The sequence below is a fragment of the Bradyrhizobium manausense genome (genome assembly GCF_018130615.1).
In the GTDB taxonomy this organism is placed as follows: Bacteria; Pseudomonadota; Alphaproteobacteria; order Rhizobiales; family Xanthobacteraceae; genus Bradyrhizobium; species Bradyrhizobium manausense_A.
This window is the reverse complement of record NZ_JAFCKB010000014.1, coordinates 20,357-46,091: the sequence shown is the minus strand read 5'-3', so window position 1 is coordinate 46,091 and position 25,735 is coordinate 20,357. Positions and strand designations below refer to the sequence as shown.

The 25,735-nt window shown below is 64.1% G+C and carries 26 protein-coding genes; 8 read left to right on the top strand and 18 right to left on the bottom strand.

Translation table 11 applies throughout. From position 1 onward, the window contains the following. Window positions 1-22: 22 nt before the first annotated feature. The 8 genes from JQ587_RS24055 to JQ587_RS24020 form a co-directional block, all read right to left on the bottom strand. Entirely contained in the window at window positions 23-1,375 is a 1,353-nt protein-coding gene (locus JQ587_RS24055) for a carbohydrate porin (protein WP_212299953.1), read from the bottom strand. Between the two features lie 259 nt (window positions 1,376-1,634). Next, window positions 1,635-2,432: an adenylate/guanylate cyclase domain-containing protein gene (locus tag JQ587_RS24050; protein ID WP_212426925.1), complete on the bottom strand. Its 798-nt coding sequence runs from the start codon at window positions 2,430-2,432 to the stop codon at window positions 1,635-1,637. Window positions 2,433-2,533: 101 nt separating this feature from the next. After that, window positions 2,534-3,739, bottom strand: coding sequence for an adenylate/guanylate cyclase domain-containing protein (locus JQ587_RS24045; protein ID WP_212427002.1), 1,206 nt, complete (start codon window positions 3,737-3,739; stop codon window positions 2,534-2,536). Window positions 3,740-3,841: 102 nt separating this feature from the next. Next, the gene (locus JQ587_RS24040; RefSeq protein ID WP_212426924.1) at window positions 3,842-4,426 is read right to left on the bottom strand and encodes a HutD/Ves family protein; all 585 of its coding nucleotides are present in this window, start codon (window positions 4,424-4,426) and stop codon (window positions 3,842-3,844) included. Between the two features lie 60 nt (window positions 4,427-4,486). Further along, window positions 4,487-5,641: an ABC transporter substrate-binding protein gene (locus JQ587_RS24035; protein ID WP_212426923.1), complete on the bottom strand. Its 1,155-nt coding sequence runs from the start codon at window positions 5,639-5,641 to the stop codon at window positions 4,487-4,489. Window positions 5,642-5,669: 28 nt separating this feature from the next. Beyond that, entirely contained in the window at window positions 5,670-6,503 is an 834-nt protein-coding gene (locus tag JQ587_RS24030; RefSeq protein ID WP_212426922.1) for an amidohydrolase family protein, read from the bottom strand. A gap of 26 nt (window positions 6,504-6,529) precedes the next feature. Beyond that, window positions 6,530-7,372, bottom strand: coding sequence for a shikimate dehydrogenase (locus JQ587_RS24025; protein ID WP_212299958.1), 843 nt, complete (start codon window positions 7,370-7,372; stop codon window positions 6,530-6,532). Window positions 7,373-7,548: 176 nt separating this feature from the next. Next, window positions 7,549-9,645, bottom strand: coding sequence for an adenylate/guanylate cyclase domain-containing protein (locus JQ587_RS24020; protein ID WP_212426921.1), 2,097 nt, complete (start codon window positions 9,643-9,645; stop codon window positions 7,549-7,551). Window positions 9,646-9,952: 307 nt separating this feature from the next. On the opposite strand from JQ587_RS24020, the gene JQ587_RS24015 reads away from it, so the two are divergent. Genes JQ587_RS24015 through JQ587_RS24000 form a run of 4 tightly spaced genes read left to right on the top strand, consistent with a single transcriptional unit; the run spans window position 9,953 to window position 12,498 of the window. Then, a complete protein-coding gene (locus JQ587_RS24015; protein WP_212299960.1) occupies window positions 9,953-10,258 on the top strand; it encodes a BufA1 family periplasmic bufferin-type metallophore in 306 nt (101 codons plus the stop codon). 53 nt (window positions 10,259-10,311) lie between these two features. Further along, window positions 10,312-11,220 (top strand): MNIO family bufferin maturase, encoded by a 909-nt coding sequence (bufB, locus tag JQ587_RS24010; protein WP_212426920.1) that lies wholly within the window; start codon window positions 10,312-10,314, stop codon window positions 11,218-11,220. Further along, the gene (locus JQ587_RS24005) at window positions 11,210-11,992 is read left to right on the top strand and encodes an HvfC/BufC N-terminal domain-containing protein (protein ID WP_212426919.1); all 783 of its coding nucleotides are present in this window, start codon (window positions 11,210-11,212) and stop codon (window positions 11,990-11,992) included. Before bufB ends, JQ587_RS24005 begins: the two co-directional genes overlap by 11 nt. Further along, window positions 11,989-12,498, top strand: coding sequence for a DoxX family protein (locus JQ587_RS24000; RefSeq protein ID WP_212426918.1), 510 nt, complete (start codon window positions 11,989-11,991; stop codon window positions 12,496-12,498). The genes JQ587_RS24005 and JQ587_RS24000 overlap by 4 nt, the downstream gene beginning before the upstream one ends. Before the next feature lie 10 nt (window positions 12,499-12,508). Here the strand turns inward: JQ587_RS24000 and JQ587_RS23995 are convergent, their stop codons facing one another. Genes JQ587_RS23995 through JQ587_RS23985 form a run of 3 tightly spaced genes read right to left on the bottom strand, consistent with a single transcriptional unit; the run spans window position 12,509 to window position 14,588 of the window. Beyond that, window positions 12,509-13,354: an SDR family NAD(P)-dependent oxidoreductase gene (locus tag JQ587_RS23995; RefSeq protein ID WP_212426917.1), complete on the bottom strand. Its 846-nt coding sequence runs from the start codon at window positions 13,352-13,354 to the stop codon at window positions 12,509-12,511. 9 nt (window positions 13,355-13,363) lie between these two features. Further along, window positions 13,364-13,915 carry a carboxymuconolactone decarboxylase family protein gene (locus JQ587_RS23990; RefSeq protein ID WP_212299965.1) on the bottom strand — a complete coding sequence of 184 codons (552 nt, stop codon included), beginning with the start codon at window positions 13,913-13,915 and terminating at the stop codon, window positions 13,364-13,366. After that, complete coding sequence (locus tag JQ587_RS23985) at window positions 13,893-14,588, bottom strand: TetR/AcrR family transcriptional regulator (RefSeq protein WP_212426916.1); 696 nt, start codon at window positions 14,586-14,588, stop codon at window positions 13,893-13,895. The genes JQ587_RS23990 and JQ587_RS23985 overlap by 23 nt, the downstream gene beginning before the upstream one ends. 214 nt (window positions 14,589-14,802) lie before the next feature. On the opposite strand from JQ587_RS23985, the gene JQ587_RS23980 reads away from it, so the two are divergent. Both JQ587_RS23980 and JQ587_RS23975 read left to right on the top strand, forming a co-directional pair. Beyond that, entirely contained in the window at window positions 14,803-15,360 is a 558-nt protein-coding gene (locus JQ587_RS23980; RefSeq protein ID WP_212426915.1) for a VOC family protein, read from the top strand. Window positions 15,361-15,439: 79 nt separating this feature from the next. After that, window positions 15,440-16,252, top strand: a complete 813-nt coding sequence (locus JQ587_RS23975) for a class I SAM-dependent methyltransferase (RefSeq protein ID WP_212426914.1) — start codon at window positions 15,440-15,442, stop codon at window positions 16,250-16,252. 195 nt (window positions 16,253-16,447) lie between these two features. Here the strand turns inward: JQ587_RS23975 and JQ587_RS23970 are convergent, their stop codons facing one another. After that, the gene (locus JQ587_RS23970; RefSeq protein WP_212299969.1) at window positions 16,448-18,004 is read right to left on the bottom strand and encodes a L,D-transpeptidase; all 1,557 of its coding nucleotides are present in this window, start codon (window positions 18,002-18,004) and stop codon (window positions 16,448-16,450) included. A gap of 253 nt (window positions 18,005-18,257) precedes the next feature. On the opposite strand from JQ587_RS23970, the gene JQ587_RS23965 reads away from it, so the two are divergent. Beyond that, on the top strand, window positions 18,258-18,512 hold the full coding sequence (locus tag JQ587_RS23965; RefSeq protein ID WP_212426913.1) for a hypothetical protein: 255 nt from the start codon (window positions 18,258-18,260) through the stop codon (window positions 18,510-18,512). Then, on the top strand, window positions 18,509-18,700 hold the full coding sequence (locus JQ587_RS23960; RefSeq protein WP_249149219.1) for a hypothetical protein: 192 nt from the start codon (window positions 18,509-18,511) through the stop codon (window positions 18,698-18,700). The genes JQ587_RS23965 and JQ587_RS23960 overlap by 4 nt, the downstream gene beginning before the upstream one ends. Before the next feature lie 52 nt (window positions 18,701-18,752). Here JQ587_RS23960 and JQ587_RS23955 read toward each other — a convergent pair whose 3' ends face one another. The 6 genes from JQ587_RS23955 to JQ587_RS23930 all read right to left on the bottom strand — a co-directional run bounded on the left by JQ587_RS23955 (window position 18,753) and on the right by JQ587_RS23930 (window position 25,497). Continuing rightward, complete coding sequence (locus tag JQ587_RS23955) at window positions 18,753-19,448, bottom strand: ABC transporter ATP-binding protein (protein WP_212426912.1); 696 nt, start codon at window positions 19,446-19,448, stop codon at window positions 18,753-18,755. Continuing rightward, window positions 19,448-20,218, bottom strand: coding sequence for an ABC transporter ATP-binding protein (locus tag JQ587_RS23950; protein WP_212299972.1), 771 nt, complete (start codon window positions 20,216-20,218; stop codon window positions 19,448-19,450). Before JQ587_RS23950 ends, JQ587_RS23955 begins: the two co-directional genes overlap by 1 nt. Further along, window positions 20,215-21,507, bottom strand: coding sequence for a branched-chain amino acid ABC transporter permease (locus JQ587_RS23945; RefSeq protein WP_212426911.1), 1,293 nt, complete (start codon window positions 21,505-21,507; stop codon window positions 20,215-20,217). Before JQ587_RS23945 ends, JQ587_RS23950 begins: the two co-directional genes overlap by 4 nt. Beyond that, a complete protein-coding gene (locus JQ587_RS23940; protein ID WP_212299974.1) occupies window positions 21,504-22,451 on the bottom strand; it encodes a branched-chain amino acid ABC transporter permease in 948 nt (315 codons plus the stop codon). The genes JQ587_RS23945 and JQ587_RS23940 overlap by 4 nt, the downstream gene beginning before the upstream one ends. Before the next feature lie 121 nt (window positions 22,452-22,572). Next, entirely contained in the window at window positions 22,573-23,805 is a 1,233-nt protein-coding gene (locus tag JQ587_RS23935; protein WP_212426910.1) for a branched-chain amino acid ABC transporter substrate-binding protein, read from the bottom strand. Window positions 23,806-24,057: 252 nt separating this feature from the next. After that, window positions 24,058-25,497 carry a lipopolysaccharide biosynthesis protein gene (locus JQ587_RS23930; RefSeq protein WP_212426909.1) on the bottom strand — a complete coding sequence of 480 codons (1,440 nt, stop codon included), beginning with the start codon at window positions 25,495-25,497 and terminating at the stop codon, window positions 24,058-24,060. Window positions 25,498-25,735: the final 238 nt, after the last annotated feature.

Genomic DNA, 25,735 nt, shown 5'->3' with positions numbered 1-25,735 from the left:
CCCGTCGCAGACGATCCTCGCCTCAGAAGTGGACCAGAGTGCGCAGACCAAGCACCCACGCATTCTCGGTCTTCACACCGGCGGCATTGAACCCGCGCCCGCCGGGATTGATCACGTATTGCGCGTCGAACTTGAGATTCATCCAGCCGGTTGCCTGCAATCCGTACCAGACTTCGAACGGAACCTCGTTGCCGCCTGCATTCGGACTGAGGGCTGCCGAATTCACGTGGGTCGTGCCCACGGCGAAGCCGACTTCGTCATCGGGTCGCGAGGCGAACGTTCCGGTGTGCTTGACGCCCCAGGAGATCTGGTAGTCCTGGAACGAGGTCCGGTGGTCGGCCACGGTCGTATTGAAGAACGTGTACCAACCCTGCGCCTTGGGGCCGTCGACGGTCAATCGCTGCAGGATCGACTCATAAAGGCCGAAGCGACCTCGCTGATTTCCCAGATTTTGATCCGGGACACCACCGACGCCCGGAACGGTCGCAATGATGCCGGGAAGACCGCCATCGATCGTCGACGCACTGTCATACCAGCCGCCGAATCTCCAGGTCCCGTTCAGGGGACCACCCGGTGTCCAGGTCAACTCCACCGGCACCATCACGCCCGCCGCAGGATTTGAGGCGGGAATGCCGGGCAAGAAGTAGACGGTGGAGTCTGACGTCGTCAGATAATTCGGATTGGCGTCGTAGACGCCGACTGAGATCTTCCATTCCTTGGTCAGGTTGAAATGAGCGAGAGCAGCCCATTGGCTCACGGGCCAGTTGAAGATGTAGCCGCCCTGGATGTTGCCGGGTTGACCGCCGCAGAAGGTCAGGTTGATGAACTCGCACTCGCCAAAGAAGAAGTCGGAGCCGACAGGAAGACGGCCGCCCTTGAGTTCAAGGCGACCGTCGAAAAGCTTCTGCGAGTAGTAGAGTTCGGTCAGGCGCAGAATGCTTCCGCGGCCAAAAACTTCATTGGTGAGCTGCAGGGCAGGAATATCCGCCTCGGTATTCAGATTGTGGCCAAAGCGGTCGACCAGCGTGAGGCCGACCGTGCCGCCCTGGAGGCCGGCCAGCTTCGCCAGGTCGAATTTTGCCTGAAACGCCAGCTGACCGGCGTTAGCGGCGGTGTTCCTGGCTCCGCCCGACAAATTCGTAACGGCTTCGTCGCCGAGCGTCAGCGCCAGAGAGATGCCCTGCTCCTGCAGCCTCGTCCTGCCGAGATCGCCGAACAGATACGGTCTCGTCCAGACATCGTCGGCCGCGGCATAAGGAACGGGCGGAGCTTTCGTCCAAAGATCCGCCGCATGGGCTCCGCCGCCCAACAATGATGACAAGATAATCCCCGCGCCGCACACGCGTGCGGCGCTTGCAGACCGATGCAACGACATTTTCCGGTACTCCCAGGGTCTCAGGCTTCTTCTGTTTTGTGTCGCGTTCCTGCCCCGTCGCGACACCGCGCACGTCAAATCGCGCCGCTGCCACGCCGGCCCTTGGTGAGGATCGATTCGATATTGTGTTTATTCCCGGCCGGCAGCCGTTCGGCTCACGGCACGTGATCGAGGCGTATTGGACGCCGCGATGGCGAGAGAACGCATCGAGAAGGACGCCAGATGGGCGAAGAATACGGTGAGTGGGGCATCGCCCCCTTCAACCCTCCACGCGATACAACCGCCACCGCGCCGGCACGCCCTTGAGCTGATGGCTGCCGTGATCCCTGAGACGGATCTGGGATTGCGCCGCGAGCAGCTCTTTCACGGCGCTCGAGACCAGGACTTCGCCGGCCCGCGCCTTCGCCGCGATGCGGGTGCCGATGTGGAAGGCAAGACCGACCATCTCGCCGCCGCTCACCGTGTATTCGCCAGCATGCAGGCCTACCCTGATATCGAGGCCGAGCGTGCGCACGGACTTTTGGATCGCGGTCGCGCAATTGATGCCGGCCGCCGGCGCCTTGAAGGTCGCGAGCACGCCGTCTCCGGTCGTCACGACCTCCTTGCCGCGCGAAGACTTCAGCTCTTTGCGGACCGCCGCGTAGTAGAGGCCCATCACCTTGGTCCAGCGCGCATCGCCGAGCTTCGCGGCCTTTGCCGTGGAACCGACGATATCGACGATCAGGATCGTGGCGAGCGCTTGCTTGAGGTCGGCACTCCCGTTGGCGGATTTGCGCCGGTTTGCGATAGCCCCACTCAACGGCTCATAATCATGGCTGCGCCGCCGCGCGATCGCAGACTTCGTGTAGTCCTGGGCGCGCTGCGCGGTGCCGCAACGAATGGTTTTCTCTTGTGGCAGGCGTGTCCAGTAAACCTGGCGTCCCTTGCCGGCGCCCTGCACCTCCACGGCGCCCCATTTCAGGAACACCGCCGAGCCGACCCGCCGCACGCACCACGCCTTTGACGTGTATCCGGATACATTGGACTGATGCAGGCCGATGCGAAGAAATTTTGGCATGAACTTGCGGCCGATCGCTGGACCATTTTGGCGGACCTGAGACTTGAGCGTAATTGGACGCTCGCGCCTTGGCAACAGCGTGCGATCAGGTCACCCGGCCGCTACGCGCCAGCGCCCGGCTGAAATGCGAACAGCTCGATCGGCTCATTGAAACCCCGCACGGCGTGCTGACCGACCCGCTCAAGCTCGAACTCCGGCGTCACCAGCTCCGCAAAATCGCGCGACAGCAGCACCGGCTTGCCGATCTGCTTGGTGAGCGCCTCGAGCCGAGAGGCCATGTTGACGGCGGGGCCGATCACCGTGAAATCGAGCCGGGTGGTCGAGCCGATATTGCCGTACATGACGTCGCCGACATGGACGCCGATGCCGTAGTTCAGCGGCGCGCGGCCTGTGCCGTTGTTCCGCTCGTTCAGCGCGGCCATGGCCTGCCGGGCCTCGGTCACGGCACGCAGCAAGTTGGCGCAGGCATTGGGCTGGCTCAGCGGGAAGATCGCGAGCAGCCCGTCGCCAATGAATTTCAGGATCTCGCCGCCATGCCGCGCGATCGGGTCGGACATCGCATCGAAATAGTCGTTGAGGAGATCGATGACGTCGTCGCGCGGCCAGTTGTCGGAGATTTTCGTGAAATCGCGCAAGTCGCAGATCATGATCGCGGCGCGCACCGTCGTTCCGGTGCCGCGTCGTGTGGCGCCGGCAAGAATGAGCTCGCCGGCATGAGCGCCGACATAGGTTTCGAGCAGCGTGCGTGCCAGACGATTCTTGATGCGGATCTCGCTGACCAGCGCCAGCACCGGCAACACTTTCTTCAGCGCAGCAATATGCGCGTCGTCGAAGCCGCCGGGTCGGTCGGTCGCAAAGGTGATGAGATGGCGCTTGCCGAGGGTATGGTAGAGCGGCCAGGCGACATAGTCCGTCAGGCCCGACGCCCGCATTTCGTCATAAAGCGCATGCTTGCGGCCAAGCGCCGGATCCTGCTCCAGATTCTCGCGCACTTCGATTGCACCGTCGAACATTTCGTTGGCGGGGCTGCCGATAAATTCGGGGCGTCCCATGACATCGAAGTCGACCCGCCCGATCTCGGCCTCACGCATGCCGTCGGACCACATGAAGCGAGCCCCCAGCCATTGCGGATGCTGGATGCGGACATGAAGCGTGGACCGCTTGAGCGGAACTCCGGCCTGCTGTAGGCGGATGCACATCTCGGCAAAAATATTGTCGATGAAGCGCTGGTCGCGTGTGCCGTTGGTCAGCCAGTCGACGACGCCGTCGGCTTGTGTGGCAGCGGGAAACTTGTCTGGCGCGTTCATATCCTGGCCTTCGGCGGTACTCTGCATCGCAGCAGATATCGTGTCCCGGATCGGCCGCGTCAACCTAGCCAGTTGCACGGATTGTGCGCAAGCATCCGCCGTCTAGCCTATGAGCTGGATCGACCCCAGCACGGCCAGTCCCGAAATCAGCGTCAGCCTGGACGCTGCGGTCAGCTCGGCCTTCAGCGTGCTGCCGCCGGGAATGATGAATTCCTCGTTATTGAGACGAATGCCGCAATTGCCGGACACCGCGTAAAGCAGATGGGTGCCGGCGGACAGCGGTCTCTCGCCGGGCTGCCTGAGCGCGGTAAGCTCGATTTCCGCCGCACCGCGCCGCGCCATCAGATTGACGACCTCGACCGGGCCGGCTTCGAGCGCGGTCACGATCTCCATCTCCCCGGTGAAGCTGACGGTGGTGAAGGGCTCACGTTCGTCGAACTCCTGCCCGGGCGCTTTCAGCACTAGCCCGCGCCCACGGACCACCATCTGCAGGCGGTCGATGCCCGGCATGTGCGAGAATGGCCCCGGCGCCACAATCGGCGTGGAGGCAAAGCGCCACAGCAGGCTGTCCCAATCCTTCGCCGTCGCGCCGGGACGATGCGCATCCGCGATATCGGTGAAGATGCCGCCGCCGTTCTTCCAGGGTGAGCGGGTGTAGTCCTGGGAGTTGAGCAGCTTGGTCTTCATGTCTGGGATCTGTTCCGGAGCGACGCGTGTGCCGATGTGTTAGCACATCATCGTCGCTCCTCACTCGCCCTTTCTGCTGTTCAACTTCGGCAGTGTCTCGACGATCTTCTGCTTGCCGTCGACGATCTCGGCCAGAAAGCTGGCGCGATCGATGTCACCGTTCTGGTCCCAGCTCGCTTCCATCAGCATGCCCGGAGCCTTGTCGGGCGTCAGTGTCAGGCCCTTCATCGCCGCGCCAAAGGCCTTGCTGTCGAACTTGCCAATCTTCTCGGTGACGTATTTGACGAGATACACCGCGGTGTATCCCTTGATGCCGTTGTGGTCAGGCAGATATTTGAAGCGCGCGGAAAACTTCTTCGCAAACTCCTCGATCGCCGGCACCGGCGCATCGGCGGAAAGTCCGACATGGCCGCGCACGCCATTGGCGGCAGGACCGGCGAGCTCGACCACCTTCTGGCTGAGCAGCGTGGTCTCGCCGAACAGCGGCGTCGAGAGGCCCTGCCGCTTCGCCTCGATCAGGAAGCGGGCGCTCTCCTCCTCATTGGTGTAGACGAAGACGGCATCCGCCTTGGCGCTCTTGAGCTTGATGACGTCGGAGCCGAAATCGACCTGGCCCTGCTCGGTGGAAATATCGACAGCGACCTCGATGTTGCGCGTCTTCATCTCCTTCACGAAATTGTCGTGGCCGCCCTTGCCGAAATCATTGTTGACCCAGACCACCGCAACGTTCTTCACCTTGAGCTTGTCGTGCAGATAGTTGGCGATCTTCGGCATGGAGAATTGCTGGCCGAAGGCGGTGCGGAACACCCAGGGGTTGCCTTGCGTGGTGATGTCGGCGGCCTCGGCGCCGACGATCTGCGGGATCTCGGCTTGTTGCGTCAGCGCCATATTGACCTTGACCGAGCCGGAATAGATCGGCCCGAGCACGACATAAGGATCCTTGTCCAGGACCTTCTGCACCTGCGCGCGCGAAATGCCGGGATTGCTCTGGGTGTCCAGATGCTCGGTCTGGATCTTGCGGCCCAAGATACCACCGGCGGCGTTGATCTCGTCGACCGCGAGCGCGACGCCGTCACGCCAGTTGGTGCCGGAGACGGCGCCGGGACCGGAGAGCTCGACGACATCAGGGATGTAGACGGTGCTCTGCGCGCGGGCCGCGACCGTCGTGAGCGATGCGGCCAAGGCAATCGCGAGCGTCCCTGCAAGATGCCTCATAGTGTCCTCCTCCCCTTTGCTTTCGTTTTTATGATCCATCGAAGCCGAGCAATTTCGCCGGCGTTCGCCACAGCAGGCGATGCTGATCGCGCGGATCCGGAAACAGCTTTGTCAGTACCGCGAGCAGTGGCCCATAGTCGAGCCGCTCAGCTGCGCGCAGGAACGGATAGTCCGATCCCCAGACGCAACGATCGAGCGTGAAGGCCTCGACCAGCGCTGCGATGAACGGCCACGTGTCCTCATAGGGATGCGGCTGCTGCGAGAATTTGTAATAGCCGGACAGCTTGATATGCGCGTCGCGCTCGCGGCCGATCGCAAGCAGCGCCTGGAAGGACTTGCCTTTGAGCCCCTGCGTGACCGCCGGCCGGCCGCAATGGTCGAACACCAGGCGCACAGGCGACTTGTCGATCAGCGGCAGCAGATCGAGCAGCTGGTCCTGCTCGACCTGGATCTGGAGGAACAGGCCGAGGCTCGTCAGCTTCTCCAGAAGCGGCGCGGCGTTGCGATAATAGCCGGCGCCGTGGAACGGCACGTTGAAGGCGACGCCGATCACGCCAGCGGCTTTCAAGCGTTCGAGCTCGCGGATATCGACGTCGTTCTCGACGACGGCGACGCCCCTGAAGCGACCGCTACCCTGCCTCAAGGTGTCGAGCAGGATGCGGCTGTCGCTGCCATAGCCGGTGTTGGTGGCAACTACGAGCGCATGGCTGACATCAAAGACGTCGAACACGCGGAGAAGCTGCGCGGCCGGCGCGATCTCCTGCCCGCTCGGCCGATACGGCGTATCGGGACCGTAGGGAAAGCGGACGGGATCGATGGCATGGATGTGGCAATCGATCTTCGGGCCGGCCGGCAAGGACATGGCGAAAGACTCCCCCGGCGCGCGGTTCAGAACGTGGCCTCGATGGCCTTGATCAGCTCCGATGTCACATCCGGCATGACGCCGAACCAGGCCTTGAAGGCGAGCCGCGCCTGGTTGAGCAACAGGCCGAGCCCGTTCACCGTGACGCAGCCGCGCGCGCGGGCGGCGGCCAGGAATGGTGTTTCCAGCGGCGTGTAGATGAGGTCGGCTGTCAGCGTTTCGCTCTTCAGCCGCGACAGGTCGATCTCCAGCGCGCTCTTGCCGACCATACCGCGATCGGTGCAGTTGACGAGCAACGCGACATCACTGAGCGCCGCAGCGCGATCGTCCCACGCAACTGTCTTGATCGCGGAGCCGAATTCCCTGGCGACCGCCTGCGCCTTCTCGGCCGTGCGATTGGCAATGCGGATCTCGCGCGCGCCGTTTTCGAGCAGTGCGACGACCACCGCGCGCGAGGCGCCGCCCGCACCGAGCAGCAGGATCGGGCCGGCATCGCCGCGCCAGTCCGCCTTGGCGTCGCGCAGGCTCTGCACAAAACCGTTGCCGTCATTGTTGAAACCGGACAGCGTGCCGTCTGCCTCGACCACGATGGTGTTGACGGCGCCGATGCGCTTGGCGGTCTCGTTGACCCGGGCGAGCAGAGGCATCGCCGTCTGCTTGTGGGGCATGGTGACGTTGCAGCCGCGAAACCCGAGCGCGACAAGCCCGCGAAGCGCATCCTCCAGCCGCTCCGGCTTTACTGCGAGCGGCACATAGGAGCCGCGGATGCCGTGCGCCTTCAGCCAATAATTGTGAATGACCGGCGAGCGCGAATGCGCGACCGGCATGCCGATGACCCCCGCCAGCCCAAAACCATCCGCTTGCGACATGTTGCGTTTCCACCCTCGAGCCTCCCAGCGGTACGCGCGCCGGCGGCTGCTCCTCCATGGCGGCACCTTTCGGTACTCGACCATGCTATTTGGTCATTTGTCCAATTCTATTAGGAGGAATGGCCATCGCGTGCAATCTGAATCTGGCGATCGCGCGAAACGCCGGCTTGCCGCCGCTATTTCGACGTCAACGCCGCCACGGGCCGCCAGGTCGCATCAGGGGCGGCGGCGGCGAGATGTCGGCAGCGGTCGCGCATCAGCTCGGCCGGGCGGTCGTGGCCGCGCTGCTGCAACACGGCTTCGAAATCGGCGAGCGCGGCGACAAACCGGCGTGCGCGATAGCTGGCGAGCCCCCGCTCGTAGTCCGCGATCCAGCCGATCGCTTCACCGTCGACAGAGCCCTCGTTTGCGACCCCGATCAGCTCGTGGACGGAAAGGCCCTCCTCCCGTCCGTACACCGCGATACTGTCGATCTCACGGGTAATGACCGCATCCCGTGCCAGACGTACCGTGGCTTCGCCGACCAGAATCTGCGTTCGATAGGATTTGTTGGCGCCTTCCAGCCGGCTTGCGACGTTCACGGCATCACCGATCACGGTGTAGTTCAGCCGCAGTTCCGAACCGATATTGCCGACCAGCATACGGCCTGAATTGATTCCAATCCGGATCTGGAGCGGCTGGCCGAGATCGTCGGCCAAGCCGGACTGCTCGATCGCCTTGCGGCACGCGAGCGCCGCGCGACAGCATCGCACGGCATGATCCGCCTGCGGCTGTGGCGCGCCCCAGAACGCCATGACGGCGTCGCCGATGAACTTGTCGATGGTGCCGCCATTGGCGACGATGATTTCCGAGGTGATATCGAGATAGCGCGACAGGAGCGGCACGACGCGATCGCCGAGTCGCTCGGACAGTCCAGTGAAACCGGCGATGTCGATGAACATCACGCTGAGCTCCTGGATGCTGCCGCCGGGCCTTGCCTCGACGCCCTGGCGCAGCAGGGCACGGACCAGGTCTGCCGGGATGAACTTGCGGAAAGCGGAAAGGCCGGCTGCCATCTCGGCGATGGCGCCCGACAGGCTCGCAATCTCCTTGAGGCGAGACGGATGGCGGCGGACCTGCTCCAGCGCGAACGCTTCGACATGACGAAGCTCGCCGGCGACGCGTGACAACGGCGCGGCGATGACGGAGCGCGCCAGCACCGCCGACGCCAGTGCTGCGAGCACGACGCCGACGGCCAAGCCGAGGATCAGGCGATGAAGCGTCGTCTCGACCGGACCGAGGAATTCGGCTTCCGGGATCACAGTCGCGAGCGACCAGCCGGGAAACGGCAGCGGCGTCAGCGCAACCTCGTACGCCGCACCGCCCGATGTCAGGCGGCTGCGCCACGCCTCCTTGCGGCCGGACTCGCCCGCATTTTCGAGCGCGAGGCGTGCCAGCGAGAGCAGCGTGGTGTCACCGCGCGCAGAGTGCAGCTCGTCGGCATCCTTGTCCGGCGCGGCGACGAGTTCGCCGCTGTCGTCGACGATGAAGGCGGTCCCCGTGCGCCCGACCTCGAGCTGCGACAGGAAGCGCGCGAGCCTCGTATATTCAATGATGACGGCCAGAACGCCCTGCCGCTCCTGATAGACGTCGATCGGGCCGGCAAAGGCGATCGACGGCCGCTCGCCGATGGGATGATCTACCACCCTGAACCATTGCGGGTCGTCCGCGGTAAGTCCGGCCTTGAACCAGGCCTGATCGGCGACGTGGAATTCGGTCGGCTCGAACCGACGATTGGCGAATTCGATATCGCCGGGCACGACGTCATATTCATCGACGCGACGCTGACCGGGATGATCGGTCAGCGAAATCTCCATCATTTCCAACCGGCGATCGCCGAGCTTGTGCGCGGCGAAGAAGGATCCGTCGGGCCAGCCGAAGGCGACCCAGGAGATCGTCGCCTGCGACTGCAACTGCGACAGAAAGACGAATTCGCGCTTGTCGGCCTCGCGGGTATCGAGCACGTTCTGGAGGAACAGCGTGCGGATCGCCGTATGCGCGGCGCGCGCCTCGTCTACGATGGCGGAGACCTCCTTGCGCACCGCCGCCACGATCTGCTCGTTGATGGTGGAGGCAAGTTGCCGGCTGGTCGCCTCCGCCGTGCGCCACCACAACAGACTGGAGAGGGCAGCCGTCAGCAGGATCGCAGCCAGGACCAGGGCCGACACCGCGAGGCGGATGCTGACTGTCACCCTCGCAATGGCCGCAAGCCGCCTTTCGGGATCTACAATCATTACGGTTTCGCCTTCGCAAGTGTGCGCATCATCTGCAGCGCTCTACGCCGCCGACCGTGCTTCGTTACGTCTGGCAGCTGCGGGCCGTCCCCACCAATGCCCTGCGGCTAACATCTCGATAGAGCCAAGGCATTGGATTTGCGCCGGCGCTTGCCCGTTAATCCCTGCCAAGCGCACCACCGTGCGCCCGATCAACCGGTCTCACGGACTCGTGAGCATGCCGGCGGTAACGCCGGTTGCGTACGGGGCGAACGAGACCATGCGCCCTCGCCTGCCAGGCGATGCCATCTCGAACAGGAGAACTCCAATGTCTGCCAAACAACTTGTCACAACGCTCGCCCTCGCCGGCGCCATGTCGACCGCGCTTGCGACCCTTGCCGCCGCCGGCCCGCTGACCAAGGCCGAGGCCGATGCGGCCATCGCCGCCAAGAAGGAGAAGTGCTTCGGCGTCGCGCTGAAGGGCCAGAACGATTGCGCGGCAGGCCCGGGCACGACCTGCCAGGGCACTTCGACCATCGATTTCCAGGGCAACGCCTGGAAATTCGTCCAAGGCGGCACCTGCACCAACATCGACCTGCCGGGCGGCAAGAAGGGTTCGCTCAAGCCGGTCTGACGCGGCCGGCCGACCGGAACATCACGCCAACAGTGAGGAAGCGGAGAAGCACCATGATCCCGGCCACCAAGCCCGCCACCGTGCCGATCCGCTTTTCGCTGCCAATCGGCGGCGTCGCCGGGACCAGTTTCAAACCCGAGCACCTTCCGGCGATTCTCGAAGCCGGCTCGCAAGCCGGCTTCTTCGAGGTGCACGCCGAGAACTACATGGGGGCGGGCGGAGCGCCACATCGCGCGCTGGAAGCGATCCGCCGCGACCACCCGCTGTCCCTGCACGGCGTCTGCATGTCGATCGGCGGGCCACAGCCGCTCGACAGAACACATCTGGCGCGCTTTCGGAGCCTGGTGGCACGCTATCAGCCGGCGCTGGTCTCCGAGCATCTCGCCTGGTCCACGCATGAGACCAGCTTCTTCAACGATCTGCTGCCCCTGCCCTATACCGAGGCGACGCTGGCTTGCGTCTGCGATCACATCGACGAGGTGCAGGAGGTGATCCACCGCCCGCTGCTGCTGGAGAACCCATCGACTTACGTCACCTTCCGCGAGTCCACGATGAGCGAGACCGACTTCATCCGCGCCATCACCAAGCGTACCGGCTGCGGCCTGCTGCTCGACATCAACAATTTGTTCGTGTCCGCCACCAATCACGGCTATCCCGCGCTGGACTATCTCGCCGATTTTCCGCTTGCGCACGTCGAGGAGATTCATCTGGCCGGCCACGCGGAGCAGACCGACGATGACGGCAATCGCCTCCTGATCGACAGCCATGACGGCCCGGTCGCGGATGCCGTATGGCAACTATTCGAGATCATCGTGGGGCAGCGCGGCCCCGTGCCGACGCTGGTCGAATGGGACAGCAGGATCCCGGAATGGCCGGTTCTGTTGGCCGAGGCCGCCGCCGCGCAGGCGATCCTCGATCGCGGCCAGACGGCCTCAGCGGCGGAGGATCGCCGTGCGGCCTGAAGCTGACCTCGGATTTGCCGCGCTCTTCGCGCCGTCGCTGCTCGACCCCGCTCGCGACGCTCCATCGACCGTCGCCGGCCGAAACGGCGCGCCGGCGGGCCGACGCTATGATGTTTACCGCAACAACGTCACGGTCAGCCTGATCGAGGCGCTGGTTGCGATCTATCCGGCGGTGCAGCGCATCACCGGAACCGATTTCTTCCGCGCTATGGCGCGCTTCCACGTTCGCAATACCCCGCCGAGCTCACCGCTGCTGTTCGATTACGGCCGCGACTTCCCGGAGTTCGTCGCGAACTACGCGCATGCGCAAAACATACCCTGGCTTGCCGATGTCGCCCGCATCGAGCGCGCCTGGCTCGATGCCTATCATGCCGCCGACGAAGTGCCGCTGGCACCAGTGCGGCTGTCCGCCATCGCGACGGAGCGGCTTGGTGATCTCGTCTTCGCGCCGCACCCCGCCGCACGAATCGTGCGATCGCAATATGCGGCCGTGACAATCTTTGCAGCTCATCGCGACAGCGCGCCGGTGGCACGCATCGACGCGTCCACTCCGGAAGACGCCCTGATCACCCGGCCCGAGTTCGACGTCGTCGTGCGCCACCTTCCGCCCGGCGGCGCCGTCTTTGCCGCGAGCCTGATGTCCGGCCAGCCGCTCGGCGCAGCCGCGGCGGCCGCACTCGAGGCATCGGCCGAATTCGACATCGCCACGAACATCGCCGGCCTGATCGAGGCCGGCGCATTCACCTCGATTGCTCTTGGAGATGCAGGATGATCACGGACCAACGCGTGACCGCAGCTAACGGCCTTCCACCGCTCGGGCTGCTCATCGACAAGGCAAATCATCTCGTGCAGATGCTTGCCGCGCCCTCCCTGGCCCAGCTCGTGCTGCGTGTCGCGCTGGCCGTGCCGTTCTGGCGCTCGGGCATGCTCAAATGGGGCGGCTTCCTCAAACTGAATGACACTGCGGTGACGCTGTTCAGTGACGAATTCATGCTGCATCTGCCTGGCGGGCCGTATCATTTTCCGGCTCCGACGGTGATGGCCTTCCTGTCGGGCTCAGGCGAGATCGGGCTTCCAATCCTGCTCGTGCTCGGACTAGGCACGCGGTTCGCAGCGCTCGGACTGTTGTTCATGACGGTGATCGTCGAGCTCACGGTGCCCGACGGATGGCCGATCCATCTCACCTGGGCGTCGATGGCGCTCGGCATCATGGCTTACGGACCCGGGCGCGTCTCGCTCGATCATCTCCTCGGGCACGCGGTATCGCCCGGGCGATAGTGTCGTTCGCTCACATCCCGCTCAAGCCGCTATCCACCGCGAGCGTTTGCGCGGTGACGTAGACGCTTTCGTCGGAGAGAAAGAACAGCACGGCATAGGCGACCTCCCAGGCGGTCGCCTGGCGGCCGAAGGGGATGTGGCCCTTGCCGCGGTTGGGACGACCGGCGCCGGCCTCACGGCCGTTGGGGGTGTCGACGAGGCCGGGATAGACGAGATTGGCGCGGATGCCGCGCCGAGCGCCGAGATGGGCGATGTTGCGCATCAGGCCACCGAGCGCGGCTTTCGAGGAATCATATACGGCCATCTGCGATCCGGCCTTCAGCGCCGCGATCGAGGAGATGAACACGATGGCGCCGCCATCGTCGAATTTTGGCATCGCGGCGCGGCAGCACAGCATGGGACCACGAACATTGACGTCGTAGATCCTGTTCCACTCCTCCGGGCTGACATTGTCGAGCCCGGTCTTGCCGAAGGTGCCGATGTTCAGCACCATGCCGTCAAGACCGCCCGTGGCGCGGTGAGCTTCCTCGATCATCCGCTGAACGTCGGCCTCGCTCGTGACGTCGGCCGCAATCGCAAAGCCCTCGCCGCCTTCGTTCGTGATGTGCTTGACGGTCTGCTGCGCGGAAGTGCGGTTGAGGTCGGCCACTGCGACTTTTGCACCCTCCCGCGCACACAAAATGCTCATGGCGCGGCCGTTGCCGATGGGGTCGGTCGCGGCATCGAACACGCGCTGGCCGCCGCCGACGATCAGAATGCGACGGCCCTTGAGGCGGCCTCTGCCCGGCGCTTCGCCCAATGACTCTGCGCTCGGCGGGCGGACGTAGCGCTCCGGTTTGATTTCGGTCTCCGCCATCTCAGCCGCCTACTTCTTGCCGCCGTCATAGACCTTCATGCCGGCCGCGGGATCGAGATCGGTTTCGGTCGCTTCGGTGACGCGCGCCATCATCATGTAGAAGCCGAGTGCGACGATGGCTTCGACGATTTCCTGGTCGCTGAAATGGTTTCGCGCGGCATCGAAGATGGCCGCTTGGACGCGGACATTCTCGACCACCTCACGGCCGAACTTCAGCAGCGCGCGCTCTGCTTCGTTGAGCGCGGCGGCGTCATAGTCGCTGCGCCCCACCGCATCGATCTGGGCCTGTGTGCAGCCGACGCCGAGCGCGATCGGCACGTGCTGGCGCCATTCATAGGCACCCCCTTCGAGCTGAGCCGCCAGGAGGATCAGGAGCTCGCGGTTGACGGCCGAGAGCTTCTGCTTGTGCAGGATCGAATTGCCGAGCCGCATCGCCGGGATCATGTTGGCCTCGGCATGGGCCATCATGCGAAAGATGTTGAGCTTGACCGGCATGCGGTCGAACGAGGCGCGGATGTCGCCGCTCGTCGTGTCCGGATCAATCAGGGGCAGCCTTGCCACGGTTCTCTCCCTTGGGTTTTCTCTTCTTGTTGTTGTCAGCACCCGCCGCGATCAGCGACAGGAAGAAGGCGAGATAGCGGTCGATCGCCTCATTCACCTTCGGCCGCGGCGACGGCGCCGCGCCCATCACATAATGCTCGAGGCGGATGTAGATGAGGCCCGCCGCGAACAGCCGCGCGGTCTCGCGCGGGTCCGGCGTCATGATCAGGCCTGCGCGCGCGAAGCCGCGGAAATAGTCGGTCATCATGCTCTGTTCGCGCGCGTAAAAGTGGTCGGCGAATTTGGCACGAATGCCCGGCACGCGATTGCGCTCGGCAGTGATCACCTTCTGGAACTGATGCTCGCGTGGATCGGACCATTGCTCGACCAGATCGCGCGCAAACTGCCGACAGAACGCTTCGGGCTGGCCCGCGAGCTGCTCGTAGCGCGGCTCCTCCAGGCGACTCGCGGAGCTTGCCGGGCCGTGCTCGCTGACGATCGCTTCCAGGATCGCGGCCTTGCCGGAGAAATGATTGTAGAGGCTGCTCTCGCGGATGCCGACGCGGCGCGCGAGCTCGCGCATCGAGGCGCCGCCATAGCCGCTCTGCGCGAACAGATTCAGCGCTTCGTCGAGAATGCGACGGCGCGTCGTGGGCGCAGCCGCTTCAGCTGCGCTGGAGGTGTGGACAGCCATGTGCTTGACTAACGAACGATCGTTCGCTAGTCAAGCAGACGAACGATCGTTCGTCTTATATGGCGATCGTCGGTCGCGGCCGCACGACGCTGCAAGAGCGGGCCGCATTCAACTCCGCTCGACATCAATGCGCGCGACATCACGGCCTGGAAGCGGGTTGCCAAGGACGCCGGGATCGAAGTCAAGTGAGCAGGCTGAGAAGAGGAGCGCGGGCATGAGCCGCATCTTCGGCGCGGTGCGCCAGAACGGATATGTGGTGCGGGACATCCAGGCCGCGATGAAGCACTGGATCGAGGTGATGGGCGTTGGCCCCTGGTACTACATGGACCGCGTCACAACCGACTGGTTCCGCTATCGCGGCCAGGATTCCGCGGTCGAGATGAGCATTGCGCTGGCCAATTCCGGCGATCTCCAGATCGAGTTGATCCAGCAGCGCAACGAGGTACCCTCGCTGTACAAGGAATTCCTGGACGCCGGCCACGAAGGCCTCCAGCACATGTCCTATTGGAGCCACGACTATCAGGCGCTCTACGACAAGGCGATCAGGATCGGCTACAGGATCGGCCACGAGGGGCAGATCGGTGGCGACAAGGGACGCTTTGCCTATTTCGACACGCAGGCCCATCCGGGCACGATCATCGAGATCTCCGACATCAGCGGCACCAAGGGGCCGTTCTTCGAAAAGGTCCAGCAAGCGGCAGCGAACTGGGACGGCACGCGGCCGATCCGCGAGGTCGGGAACGCGAAGCCATCGACTTCCTCTGCTGAATGACAGGACGAGCCACGCCGTTGCGGCCCCGACGATCCGTGGTAGCGTAGCCCGTCCTGTTCCAGTGTTCAGCGAGGCAATCATGTCCAGCACTGACAAGGTTTTCGCGGGCTCGGTTCCAAAGCTCTACGACGAATATCTGGTTCCGCTGATCTTCTCCGTCTATGCCGACGACCTTGCCAGGCGCGTTGCTGCGCTCTCCCCCTCGGACCTGCTCGAAATCGCCGCCGGCACCGGCGCCGTCACGCGGGCCGTGGCGGCGCTGCTGCCTGCCGGTGTCCGCTTCGTCGCGACCGACCTCAACGAGCCGATGCTTGAAGTCGCGAAGCAACGCCAGGGCGATGACCCGCGCATGACCTGGCGTCAGGCGGACGCGCTGACGCTGCCTTTCGACGATGCCGCGTTCGACGTCGTCTGCTGCCAGTTCGGCGCCATGTTCTTTCCGGATCGCAGCAAGGGCTACGCGGAAGCGAAGCGGGTGTTGAAGCCTGATGGCACGTACCTGCTCAGCATCTGGGACCGCATCGAGGACAATGTGTTCGCGGATGACGCGACGACCACGCTCGGCACGATGTTTCCCGACAATCCGCCGCTGTTCATGGCGCGAACACCGCACGGCTACCACGACAAGGCCGTCATCAAGGCCGACCTCGAACGGGCGGGCTTCGGGGACATATCGATCGAAACAGTGACAGCGACGAGCCGTGGACCTTCGGCCGAATACGTGGCGATCGCGTACTGCCAGGGAACGCCGCTACGCGGCGAGATCGAGGCCAGGGATGCAAGCAAGCTCGAGGCTGCGACCGACGCCGTTGCGCAAGCGATCCGAAAACGCCACGGCACTGGACCGGTCGAGGCCAAGATTCAGGCTTTGGTGATCACCGCCCGGCCGTAGCGACAGGAGCCGCTAGACCAAATAGGTCGGATTGCTCAGCAATCCCGGTAAGGGGCCGCAGCGATCAGTGAGACTGTAACCCCTCACCGGGATGGCATTTTCAATGCGATCCGACCTCTCCCTTCGGGAGAGGTGCCCCTCTGGCGCGCATCGCTTCAACCACAACTCATCCCGCTTTAGGCTCCCGCCTCATCCTTACCAGAAGCTCCGCTGCATCGGCTGCGCCGGTTGATAGTACTGGTACTGGCCGCTGCGGCGGCGCGGATTGACGGGTTGCGGGATGGGATCGCGCTGCCCAAAGAAGAAGAAATTGTTGCCGCCCCAGCCGTCGTCGCTGGCCATCTCCACCGGCGGCGCGGTCGGCTTACGGGTGATGAAACCACCCTGAGGATGGTTGCTCAAGACAGCGACGAACTCGGTGCGGTAGTTGGTCTCGGCGCTCAGCGGCTCATCCGAGATGATGATCGACGAGCGCGGCAATGCGGTGGGTCCGATGCGATCCCACACCTCCTGCGGGATGGTGACGCGGTCGAGCGCGTCCTTGGCGCTGTCGCCATCGTCGATCGTGACCACGCTCCAGCGCAGGCCGGTATCGTTCTTCGCCATCGCAGTGAAGATGTGCGTGCCGAGCGGCTGGTCCGGATTGCGGATGGTGACGGGAACCTCGATGCTGGTGTCGAACACCTCGCCGCCGCCATCGGGCGCCGGCTTGTGGGTGTTGCGCCGAACATAGAGCTTCTGTGTCGAGCGGCTGATGTAGACCGAGACCGGCTCCAGCGCGAGCTTGGCGTCGGTCGCAGCCTTGACGGCCTCGGCCTTCTTGGCCGTGGCGACCTTGGCCGCTTCCTTGGTGGCGGCAACCGCATCGCGCTTCGGCTGTGCCGCGGCCTTGGCGGCGTCCAACTGAGTCGCTGCATCCGCGGCCTTGGTGGCGGCCTTCTGCTTCAGCTCGTCGGCCTTTGCCTTGGCCTGGTCGTTCTTGGCGTTGGCGACCAGCTTGTCGGCATAAGCGTTCTCGGCGTCGGCGCGGGCCTTCTGCTGCTCGAGCTTGCGCAACGAAGCGGGAAGCGATTGAGCATCCTTGGCGGCTGCCGTCGCGGCCTTCTTGGCATCATCGGCCGCGCTCGTGGCTTCCTCCGCCTGAGCGGAGAGCCTGTCGGCACGCGCGGGGGCCGCCGAAATAGCCTCCTTGCTGGGCACGAACAGCGAGGGATGCGAGAAATCGACGGGGGCGGCGTCATTCGGCGAGATGATCACCCGCATGCCGATATTGGTCTTGTCGAACAGGCTCTCGGCGAAACCGAACGGCATGCGCACGCAGCCGTGCGAGGCCGCGTAGCCGGGCAGCGGTCCGCCATGCAGCGCGATGCCGTTCCAGGTGATGCGCTGCATGTTCGGCATCCAGGCATCGTCATACATGGTGGAGTGATGGTCCTTGTCCTTCTCGACGACCGCGAAGACGCCGGCAGGCGTCTCGCGTCCGGTCGTGCCGGTCGAGACCGGCGCGCGCAGGATCCAGCCCTCGGTGTCATAGAACGTGACCTGTTGGCTCTTGATCGACACGATCGCCATGATCGGTTCGCCCGCCTCGCGCTGCGCCACCGCCTCGGCAGTCTGCCGCGGCTGTTTCGCGGCCATGGCGCCCGAGGTCAGCGCAGTCAGCGCAATTGCCGCCGCGAACATTGCAATTCCCGGAGGCCCCCAACGCCGCATCGCTCTATTGGATTGCGCCGTCGTCATCAGGTCTTTCATGCCATTCCCCGGTTGCCTGTCCGCACTTTCGATCATCGATCAGATTGCGATCTTTGGATTAAGAATTCGCAGCCACCATCTGTTCCGTTTCCGGCAATATTCGGTCCGTTCCGGCGTCGAAACTCTCATATACGACGGTCCACGCGGGCGGAAGGGCGGTCCGTGGCCGGGCCTGGCCTAGCGCTGGCGAACGCGCCGCGGCGGAATGGTCCGCCCTGGAGGGCCGCAGGGGTGTGACGGGAATCACAGAGCATTGCTTCATATCCCGGCAACGGTGGCCGTAAGCTCGATCGCCAGCGCATCGGAGGATGAACGGGTGTCCTCAACTCTCTCGCAGATTGCCGCGGCAGTGGCCGGACTGGCGCTCCTCACCACAGGCTTCGTTGTCTTTCCCGAAAGCCATACCAAGGGCTTGGCGAAGGGCCTGACCATCTCAGTCTCGCTAGCCATCCTCGCAGCCGTCCTGATCACCTTCGCGCGCGACCTTGGTTCTTGGGCGGGCAGGTGACTGCGAGCGCGGACTGGACGGCGGACAAGGATTTCCATCGCGTCCTCACCAACGCGCCGTGCGAGGATGCCGATCCGATCACGGCCACGACATTCATGGTGATGACCAGGCAGCCGAAATCGCCGGAAAGATCAACCGCAGCCATCGACTTCGTGCGCTGGACGGCGTCCGCCGGCGCCAGGCGATAGCGTTCGAGGCGATGGCGCTCGCCTTACGCCAGTTCGCCGTCTGACAACGGCGTCAGACTTCGAGCCATTCCTGCCGTACGGCCGCGTTGGCCTTGAGCTCGTCCGGCGTGCCTTCGAACACGACGCGGCCGTGGCCCATGATGTAGACGCGCTTGGAGATGCGCATCGCGATCGAGAGTTTCTGCTCGACGAGGAGAATGGCGACGCCCGCCTGCGCGATCCGCGCGATGAGGTCGCCGACCTGCTGCACGATCAGCGGCGCGAGGCCTTCGGTCGGCTCGTCGATCATGATGAGGTCCGGATCGCCCATCAGCGTCCGGCATGTCGTCAGCATCTGCTTCTCGCCGCCGGACAGCACGCCCGCGGCCGTATCGGCGCGCGCGGCGAGATTGGGGAACATGTCGAGCATGTCCTGAAGCCGCCATTTGCCGGGATGGCGCGTATCCTTGATGCCGAGCAGCAGATTCTGGCGCACCGTCAGGCTTGGAAAGATATCGCGATGCTCAGGCACATAGCCGAGCCCAAGGCGCGCGATCTTGTAGCTCGGCAGGCCTGCGATGTCCTTGCCCTTGAAGCGGATCGTGCCTTGCGGGGCGACCTCGCCCATGATCGCCTTGACCGTGGTGGAGCGGCCAACGCCGTTGCGACCGAGCAGGCTGACGACTTCGCCGGCGGCCACGTCGAGATCGACGCCCTGGAGGATGTGGCTCTTGCCGTAATAGGCGTGGAGATCCCTGACCTCGAGCATCAGTGCGCTTCCTCGCCGAGATAGGCTTCCTTGACCTTGGGATCGCGCCGAATCTCTTCCGGCGTGCCCGAGGCGATGATGTGGCCGTAAACCAGGACCGAGATGCGGTCGGCAAGGCCGAACACGACGCTCATGTCGTGCTCGACGATGACGAGCGTCTTGCCCTCGGTCAGTCGTCGGATCAGCGATACCGCGCGGTCGGTCTCGGCGTGGCTCATGCCCGCCGTCGGCTCATCCAGCATGACGACGGTGGCCCCGCTCGCGATCGTGATGCCGATCTCGAGCTCGCGCTGTTCGGCGTAAGTGAGCAGGCCCGCCGGAACATCGCGACGATGCGTGAGATGAATGTCGTCGAGGATCTGCGCGGTACGCTCGCGCACCTCGGGCAGGCTGTCGACGTTCTTCCAGAACGCGTAGCGATGGCCCGTCGCCCACAGCACGGCGCAGCGCACGTTTTCCCAGACCGTCATGCGCGCGAACACGTTGGTCACCTGGAATGAGCGCGAAAGGCCACGACGGTTGATCTCGAAAGGCCGCAGGCCCGAGATCAGATCGCCGTTCAGCTTCACCTCACCCGAGGTCGGCGCGATATGGCCGCTGATCAGATTGAACGTCGTCGATTTGCCGGCGCCGTTCGGCCCGATAATGGCGTGCCGCTCCCCCCTGGCGACGCTGAGATTGAGGTCGCGAATGATGCCGACATTGCCAAAGCGCTTTTCGACGGCGCGAACTTCAATGGCTGCGGTCGTGCCAGATACCGCTTCGCTCATGCCAAATACCCCCGGTCACGCGCCACCGTAGCGGCGCGATCCCATGCGTCCGCGATCCGCCGCCAGGTCAGCCGCGCGACGTAGAAGCCGCCGGCCACCAGAACCGCAGCGGTGAGCCAGGTCACCGGCGATGTCGCGTTGAAGGCAACGCCGAACAGATTGATAGGATCGCCACCGGAGAAACGGGCGACGGTCTCGATGGTCAGGATCACGCCGCAGGCCAGTGCGACCGTCGGTACGATCGCAACGAGATAGGACGGAATCACCGTCCATAGCGTCCCGGCGCGGATCAGCGGCCGATGCATCATCAGCAGGCCGGCAATGCCGCCCGGCGAGTACATCACGATCCCGATGAAGATGATGCCGAAATAGAGCTGCCAGACCGTGGTCAGGCTGGTCAGCCCGAGCTGCAGATAGGTGACGAGGATCGCGCCCAGGATCGGGCCGAAGAAATAGGCGGTGCCGCCGATGAAGGTCGAGAACAGCACGAGACCGGACTGGATCGCGCCGAGATAGGCGGAGTTCGCGATCTCGAAATTGATCGCGGCGAGACCGCCGGCAACGCCGGCGAAGAAGCCGGCAAAGCAGAATGCGATGTAGCGCACGACGTGCGGATCGTAACCGATGAACTGGACGCGCTCCGGATTGTCGCGGACTGCATTGCAGATCCGTCCGAGCGGCGTGCGCGTCAGCGCGTACATCGCAATGGCAGACAGCACGAGCCAGAAGGCGATGAGGTAATAGACCTGAAGCTGCGGCCCGAACGACCAGCCGAGCAGCTTCGGCAGCGCGGTCCGGTCCGTGGTGATGCCGGCCTCACCGCCGAACACCGAGCGCAGGATCAGCGAGGACGACGCCACCAGTTCGCCGATGCCGAGCGAGATCATCGCAAACACGGTGCCGGCACGCTTGGTCATGACCCAGCCGATGATGACAGCGAAGACGAGCCCGCCGAGCCCGCCGAACAGCGGGATGAACGGCAGCGGGATCGGCCAGCCATGCGACACCACCGCATTCATCATGTGGCAGGCCGCGAAGCCACCGAGGCCGTAATGAACAGCGTGGCCGAACGACAGCAGCCCGGTCTGACCGAGCAGGATGTTGTAGGACAGCGCGAACACGATCGCGATGCCGATCAGGCTGAAGGAGGTCAGCGAGCCGCCCGACGAGAAGAGCATCGGCAGCACGATCAGTACGATGATGCCGAGCGCCCAGACGCCATAAAAGCGCAGGCTTCCGCCGGCAGGATCGGCAACCGCCTTGGAGGTCGAAGTCATTGCGGTGGTCATGATTCGCGCGTCCCCATCAGGCCCATGGGGCGTACGATCAGAATGATCACGAGCAGGACGTATGGAACGATCGGCGCGACCTGCGCGATCGTGACGTTCCAGATGTCGGTGAGAACGGACGGCCCCGCCGACGGATCGAGCGGCCCGAAGGCGCTCGCCAGCGAGCCATCGAGCGCCACGGCGAACGTCTGCACCAGGCCGATGACGAGCGATGCGATGAAGGCGCCAGGCAATGAGCCGAGGCCGCCGAACACGATGACCACGAACAGGATGGGTCCGAGCGAAGCGGCCATGTCGGACTGCGTCACCAGGGCGGGACCTGCAATGACGCCGGCAAGGCCGGCGAGCGCGCTGCCGACCCCGAACACGGCCATGAAGACGCGCCCGACATTGTGGCCGAGATGCCCGACCATGTGCGGATGCGTCAGCGCCGCCTGCACGATCAACCCGACGCGGGTGCGCTTGAGCACGATCAGAAGCGCCACGAAAATGATGATCGAGACGGCCAGCATGAAGATCTTGTAGGCGGGGTAGTTGGTCGAGAAGATCGTGAAGGCCGGGAAATCCAGGAGCGACGGCACGCGATAGTCGAGCGGGCTCTTGCCCCAGATCATCGAGACGATCTCTTCGATCGCGAACGCCAGACCAAAGGTCAGCAGCAACTCGGCGACATGACCATGCTTGTGGGTGTTGCGCAGACCGTAGCGCTCCACCGCCATGCCGATGGCGCCGACCAGAAGCGGCGCCAGCACCAGCGCTGGCCAGAAGCCGATCCATTTCGTGAGCTGGAAGCCGAAGAAGGCGCCGAGCATGTAGAAGCTGGCATGCGCGAAATTGAGCACGCCCATCATGCTGAAGATGACGGTCAGCCCGCTCGACAGCAGGAAGAGCAACATGCCGAACAGCACGCCGTTCAGGGTCGAAATGACAACGAGTTCAAGCACAGCGCACTCATGAATGTCCGGGGCCACATGGCCCCGGCGAACATCGTCCAAGCTATCAAATGCATTCCGGCCGCCGCCGTCCCGCAAGCAATGGCCGCGAGACGGCGACGTGCTTTAGAGATTACGGCCGCACCATCTTGCAGGTGGTGGAGACCATGGCCTGCGGCGTATCGACCCTGGAAACCAGATGCCAGCCCCAACCGGTGTTCTCCTCGTCGAACGGCTCGTTCGCGGCGAGCTTGCCGAAGGAGGAGACGTAGATCGGCTGGAAGAACTGGTGATCGTCCTTGCGCATGACACCCTGGCCACCGTCGAGGACCTCGAACTTCATATCCTCGAGCGCCGCCGCCACCTTCACGGGATCGATCGAGTTGGCCTTCTCGGCCGCAGCCTTGAACATGCGCATCTCGTTGACGGCACGCGGATACCACAGCGACAGGTTCACCTTGGCGCGGAAGGCCTTCTCGAAGTCCATCGCACCCTGATTGCCGGAGTTGGGGAAGCCTTCGGTGATCTGGAAGACCTGGTGATCGAGACCGGTCTGCTTGATCGCGGTCGGACCGCCGGCGCCACCGGCGTAGTACGTATACCAGTTGACCTTCAGGCCGGCATCGGCCGCGGCCTTGAGCAGCAGCGCGAAGTCCTGACCCCAATTGCCGGTGACGACGCTGTCGGCGCCGGACGCCTTGATCTTGGCGATGTAGGGGGAGAAGTCCGTGACCTTGAGCAGCGGGTGCAACTCGTCGCCGACGATCTGGATGTCGGGCCGCTTCGCGCCGAGCATCTTGCGCGCATCGGCGCGCACGGACTGGCCGAACGAATAGTCCTGATTGATCAGATAGACTTTCTTGATCGACTGGACGTCCTTCATATAGTTGGTGAGCGCCTCCATCTTGATGTCGGAGCTGGCATCCCAGCGGAAATGCCAATAGCTGCATTTCTCGTTGGTCAGGCTCGGGTCGACCGCGGCATAGTTGAAGTACAGAACTTCCTTGCCGGGATTGCGCGTATTGTTCTTGGTGATGAAATCCGAGAGCGCCGCGGCGACGGAGGAGCCGTTACCCTGCGTGATGTAATGGGCCCCGGCGTCGATCGCCTTCTGGGCCTGCACCAGGCTTTCCTGCGGATTGGTCTTGTTGTCCAGCGGCAGGATCTCGATCTTGTGGCCGAGAATGCCACCCTTGGCGTTGAGCTTGTCAGCCAGATATTGGAACGTCTTGAGACCGCCCTCGCCGACACTGGCACCGCCGCCGGAGAGCGGATCGATGTAGCCGATCTTGATGGTATCCTCGGCCGACGCGGCATGACCGAGCATCGGGGCGATCACGGCAATGGCCAAAGTGAGCTTGCGCATTATTTCGTTTCCTCGCTGGCTAACGACTTTAGTCGGTGGGCTTTTTTGCGCATGATTCAGCGCAATTTCAAAACCCTTATGAGCAGAACGAACTTTGCTTTTCAAGCGTAACAGAGCATGGTCAGGGGCAGCCGCGACGAAATGTGACGCGGCTGCCCTGCTCGTCCGCAACATTCCGCGGCAAGGAATAGAACGCAAGGGGAAACTTGTGCAGCGCAGGCGTCGCTCTGGACCAGGCTGCGCTTCGTCAGGCTATTGGACGCCCAGCGCCCTGCGATTGAATGTCCGCAGGAAGCGCAATGACAGCGTCCGCACGTTCGCGACATTCAGCAGCCACGCCGCCGCGACGTAAGCGAGACCGCCTGCAGCGCTCACGATGATCAGCGCCACGATCCCGGTGCCGCTCACCTGCGAGCGCGCGAACAAGATCGCCCCAGCCATGGCCGCGGCCGATGCAGCGACTCCGGCGAGCCTGATGACATCGAACGGCACGGGATGGGCCCGGTACGTCAGCACGACCGCGACGCCAAAGCCGATCGCCTCGGTCGCGAGCGTCGCCAGCGCCGCGCCATAGATGCCGTAGCCCGTGACCAGCGCGAACATCAGCGTCACGCCGACGATCAGCGTGAGGAACGACTGCGCCGCCAGCATGAACGGCCGCTCGGCGAGCTGGAAGCTGATCTGGACGTAGAACTGATTGGTAATGCCGAAGAAGCGGGCGAGCACCAGCGTCGGCAGCAGCGCGGACACGCCGGCGCGAAAATCGACACCGACGAGGGTGCCGGCGACCTGGTCCGCCGCGAGCGCGAGCCAGACCGCGACGGGTGCAACGACGACGAGCAGCAGCTCGAGGCTCTCGGTCAATCGTTCCCGCGTCGTGGCGTCGTTCTTCTCCGACAGCGAGCGGAACACCAGCGGCACGGTGGCCGCGGCAACGCTGCCAGCGATCATGACCATGAACTGGCGCGGCAGTTCGGCGGCGACGCCGAAAATACCGGCGGCATCCTTGCCAAGCAACCAGGCGACGACAAGCCGGTCGCTGGCCGAGTAGACCGCGACCGAAAGCCCGGCCAGCGTCAGCGGCAGGCCGTAGCGCGCGAGCTGCATGAACTGGCTGCGCGAGAAGCCCGCGATCCTGGTGCGATCGCCGACGAGATTGAGAACGATGCCGGTGAGCGAGCCCAGCCCAAACGCCGCGAGCAGGCCCATGCCACCCCAGCCGAGCCAGATCCCGAGCAGGCCGAAACCCACGCTCGACACGCTGCGCACGATCGAGATCGCCGCGAAGCGATAGGGCCGCAACTTGGCGCGCTCGAACTCCTGGCCGACATCGACCGCATTCGACATGATCGCGACAAACATGCTGGCCAGCACCAGCTCGACACTGACGTCGCTGCGGAACAGGAACACCAACGGGGTCGCGGCGCACATGGCAACGACCGTGAGGGCAAAGGCGACCATAGCCGTGCCGCGAAAATCCACATCGCCCGACATCGCCTGATAGCGCGACACCGAGAGCTTGATCCAGACGAAGAAGATCGCGCCCAGAATGCCGGCGATGCTCATGCCGACGACATAGACGCCATACTCCGCCGGCGTCAGCAGCCGCGTGTAGGCGGTGACCGCGAAGAAACCCACCGCCGCAGGCAGGATATGGGCGACGAGATAGATGGAGAAATGGCGATTCAGCATGCGTGCACGGGACCGGCGGCCTTGCAATCAGGCCGTTCATCAGTTGGCCTTGGCGTGGCGATTGGACTGCGCCGCAGCATCCCCCAAGGTAGTCATTTAAGTCTGCAAATCGGCCGCCGAATGGGTGCGGCTCCGCCGGTTTCGCGCGTTAGCGTTAAATTTGCCCTGTCCTTGAACGGGTCGCCTCGATCACGGAAAAGAAACCATGATTTCAGGACGTCGCCCGAGCTTTGGTTAA

Bases quoted from the DNA above. Each gene is read 5' to 3' on its own strand.
- JQ587_RS24055 (WP_212299953.1), bottom strand. From the start codon at position 1,375: ATGTCGTTGCATCGGTCTGCAAGCGCCGCACGCGTGTGCGGCGCGGGG.
- JQ587_RS24050 (WP_212426925.1), bottom strand. From the start codon at position 2,432: ATGCCAAAATTTCTTCGCATCGGCCTGCATCAGTCCAATGTATCCGGA.
- JQ587_RS24045 (WP_212427002.1), bottom strand. From the start codon at position 3,739: ATGAACGCGCCAGACAAGTTTCCCGCTGCCACACAAGCCGACGGCGTC.
- JQ587_RS24040 (WP_212426924.1), bottom strand. From the start codon at position 4,426: ATGAAGACCAAGCTGCTCAACTCCCAGGACTACACCCGCTCACCCTGG.
- JQ587_RS24035 (WP_212426923.1), bottom strand. From the start codon at position 5,641: ATGAGGCATCTTGCAGGGACGCTCGCGATTGCCTTGGCCGCATCGCTC.
- JQ587_RS24030 (WP_212426922.1), bottom strand. From the start codon at position 6,503: ATGTCCTTGCCGGCCGGCCCGAAGATCGATTGCCACATCCATGCCATC.
- JQ587_RS24025 (WP_212299958.1), bottom strand. From the start codon at position 7,372: ATGTCGCAAGCGGATGGTTTTGGGCTGGCGGGGGTCATCGGCATGCCG.
- JQ587_RS24020 (WP_212426921.1), bottom strand. From the start codon at position 9,645: ATGATTGTAGATCCCGAAAGGCGGCTTGCGGCCATTGCGAGGGTGACA.
- JQ587_RS24015 (WP_212299960.1), top strand. From the start codon at position 9,953: ATGTCTGCCAAACAACTTGTCACAACGCTCGCCCTCGCCGGCGCCATG.
- bufB (WP_212426920.1), top strand. From the start codon at position 10,312: ATGATCCCGGCCACCAAGCCCGCCACCGTGCCGATCCGCTTTTCGCTG.
- JQ587_RS24000 (WP_212426918.1), top strand. From the start codon at position 11,989: ATGATCACGGACCAACGCGTGACCGCAGCTAACGGCCTTCCACCGCTC.
- JQ587_RS23995 (WP_212426917.1), bottom strand. From the start codon at position 13,354: ATGGCGGAGACCGAAATCAAACCGGAGCGCTACGTCCGCCCGCCGAGC.
- JQ587_RS23985 (WP_212426916.1), bottom strand. From the start codon at position 14,588: ATGGCTGTCCACACCTCCAGCGCAGCTGAAGCGGCTGCGCCCACGACG.
- JQ587_RS23980 (WP_212426915.1), top strand. From the start codon at position 14,803: ATGAGCCGCATCTTCGGCGCGGTGCGCCAGAACGGATATGTGGTGCGG.
- JQ587_RS23975 (WP_212426914.1), top strand. From the start codon at position 15,440: ATGTCCAGCACTGACAAGGTTTTCGCGGGCTCGGTTCCAAAGCTCTAC.
- JQ587_RS23970 (WP_212299969.1), bottom strand. From the start codon at position 18,004: ATGAAAGACCTGATGACGACGGCGCAATCCAATAGAGCGATGCGGCGT.
- JQ587_RS23955 (WP_212426912.1), bottom strand. From the start codon at position 19,448: ATGCTCGAGGTCAGGGATCTCCACGCCTATTACGGCAAGAGCCACATC.
- JQ587_RS23950 (WP_212299972.1), bottom strand. From the start codon at position 20,218: ATGAGCGAAGCGGTATCTGGCACGACCGCAGCCATTGAAGTTCGCGCC.
- JQ587_RS23945 (WP_212426911.1), bottom strand. From the start codon at position 21,507: ATGACCACCGCAATGACTTCGACCTCCAAGGCGGTTGCCGATCCTGCC.
- JQ587_RS23935 (WP_212426910.1), bottom strand. From the start codon at position 23,805: ATGCGCAAGCTCACTTTGGCCATTGCCGTGATCGCCCCGATGCTCGGT.
- JQ587_RS23930 (WP_212426909.1), bottom strand. From the start codon at position 25,497: ATGCTGAATCGCCATTTCTCCATCTATCTCGTCGCCCATATCCTGCCT.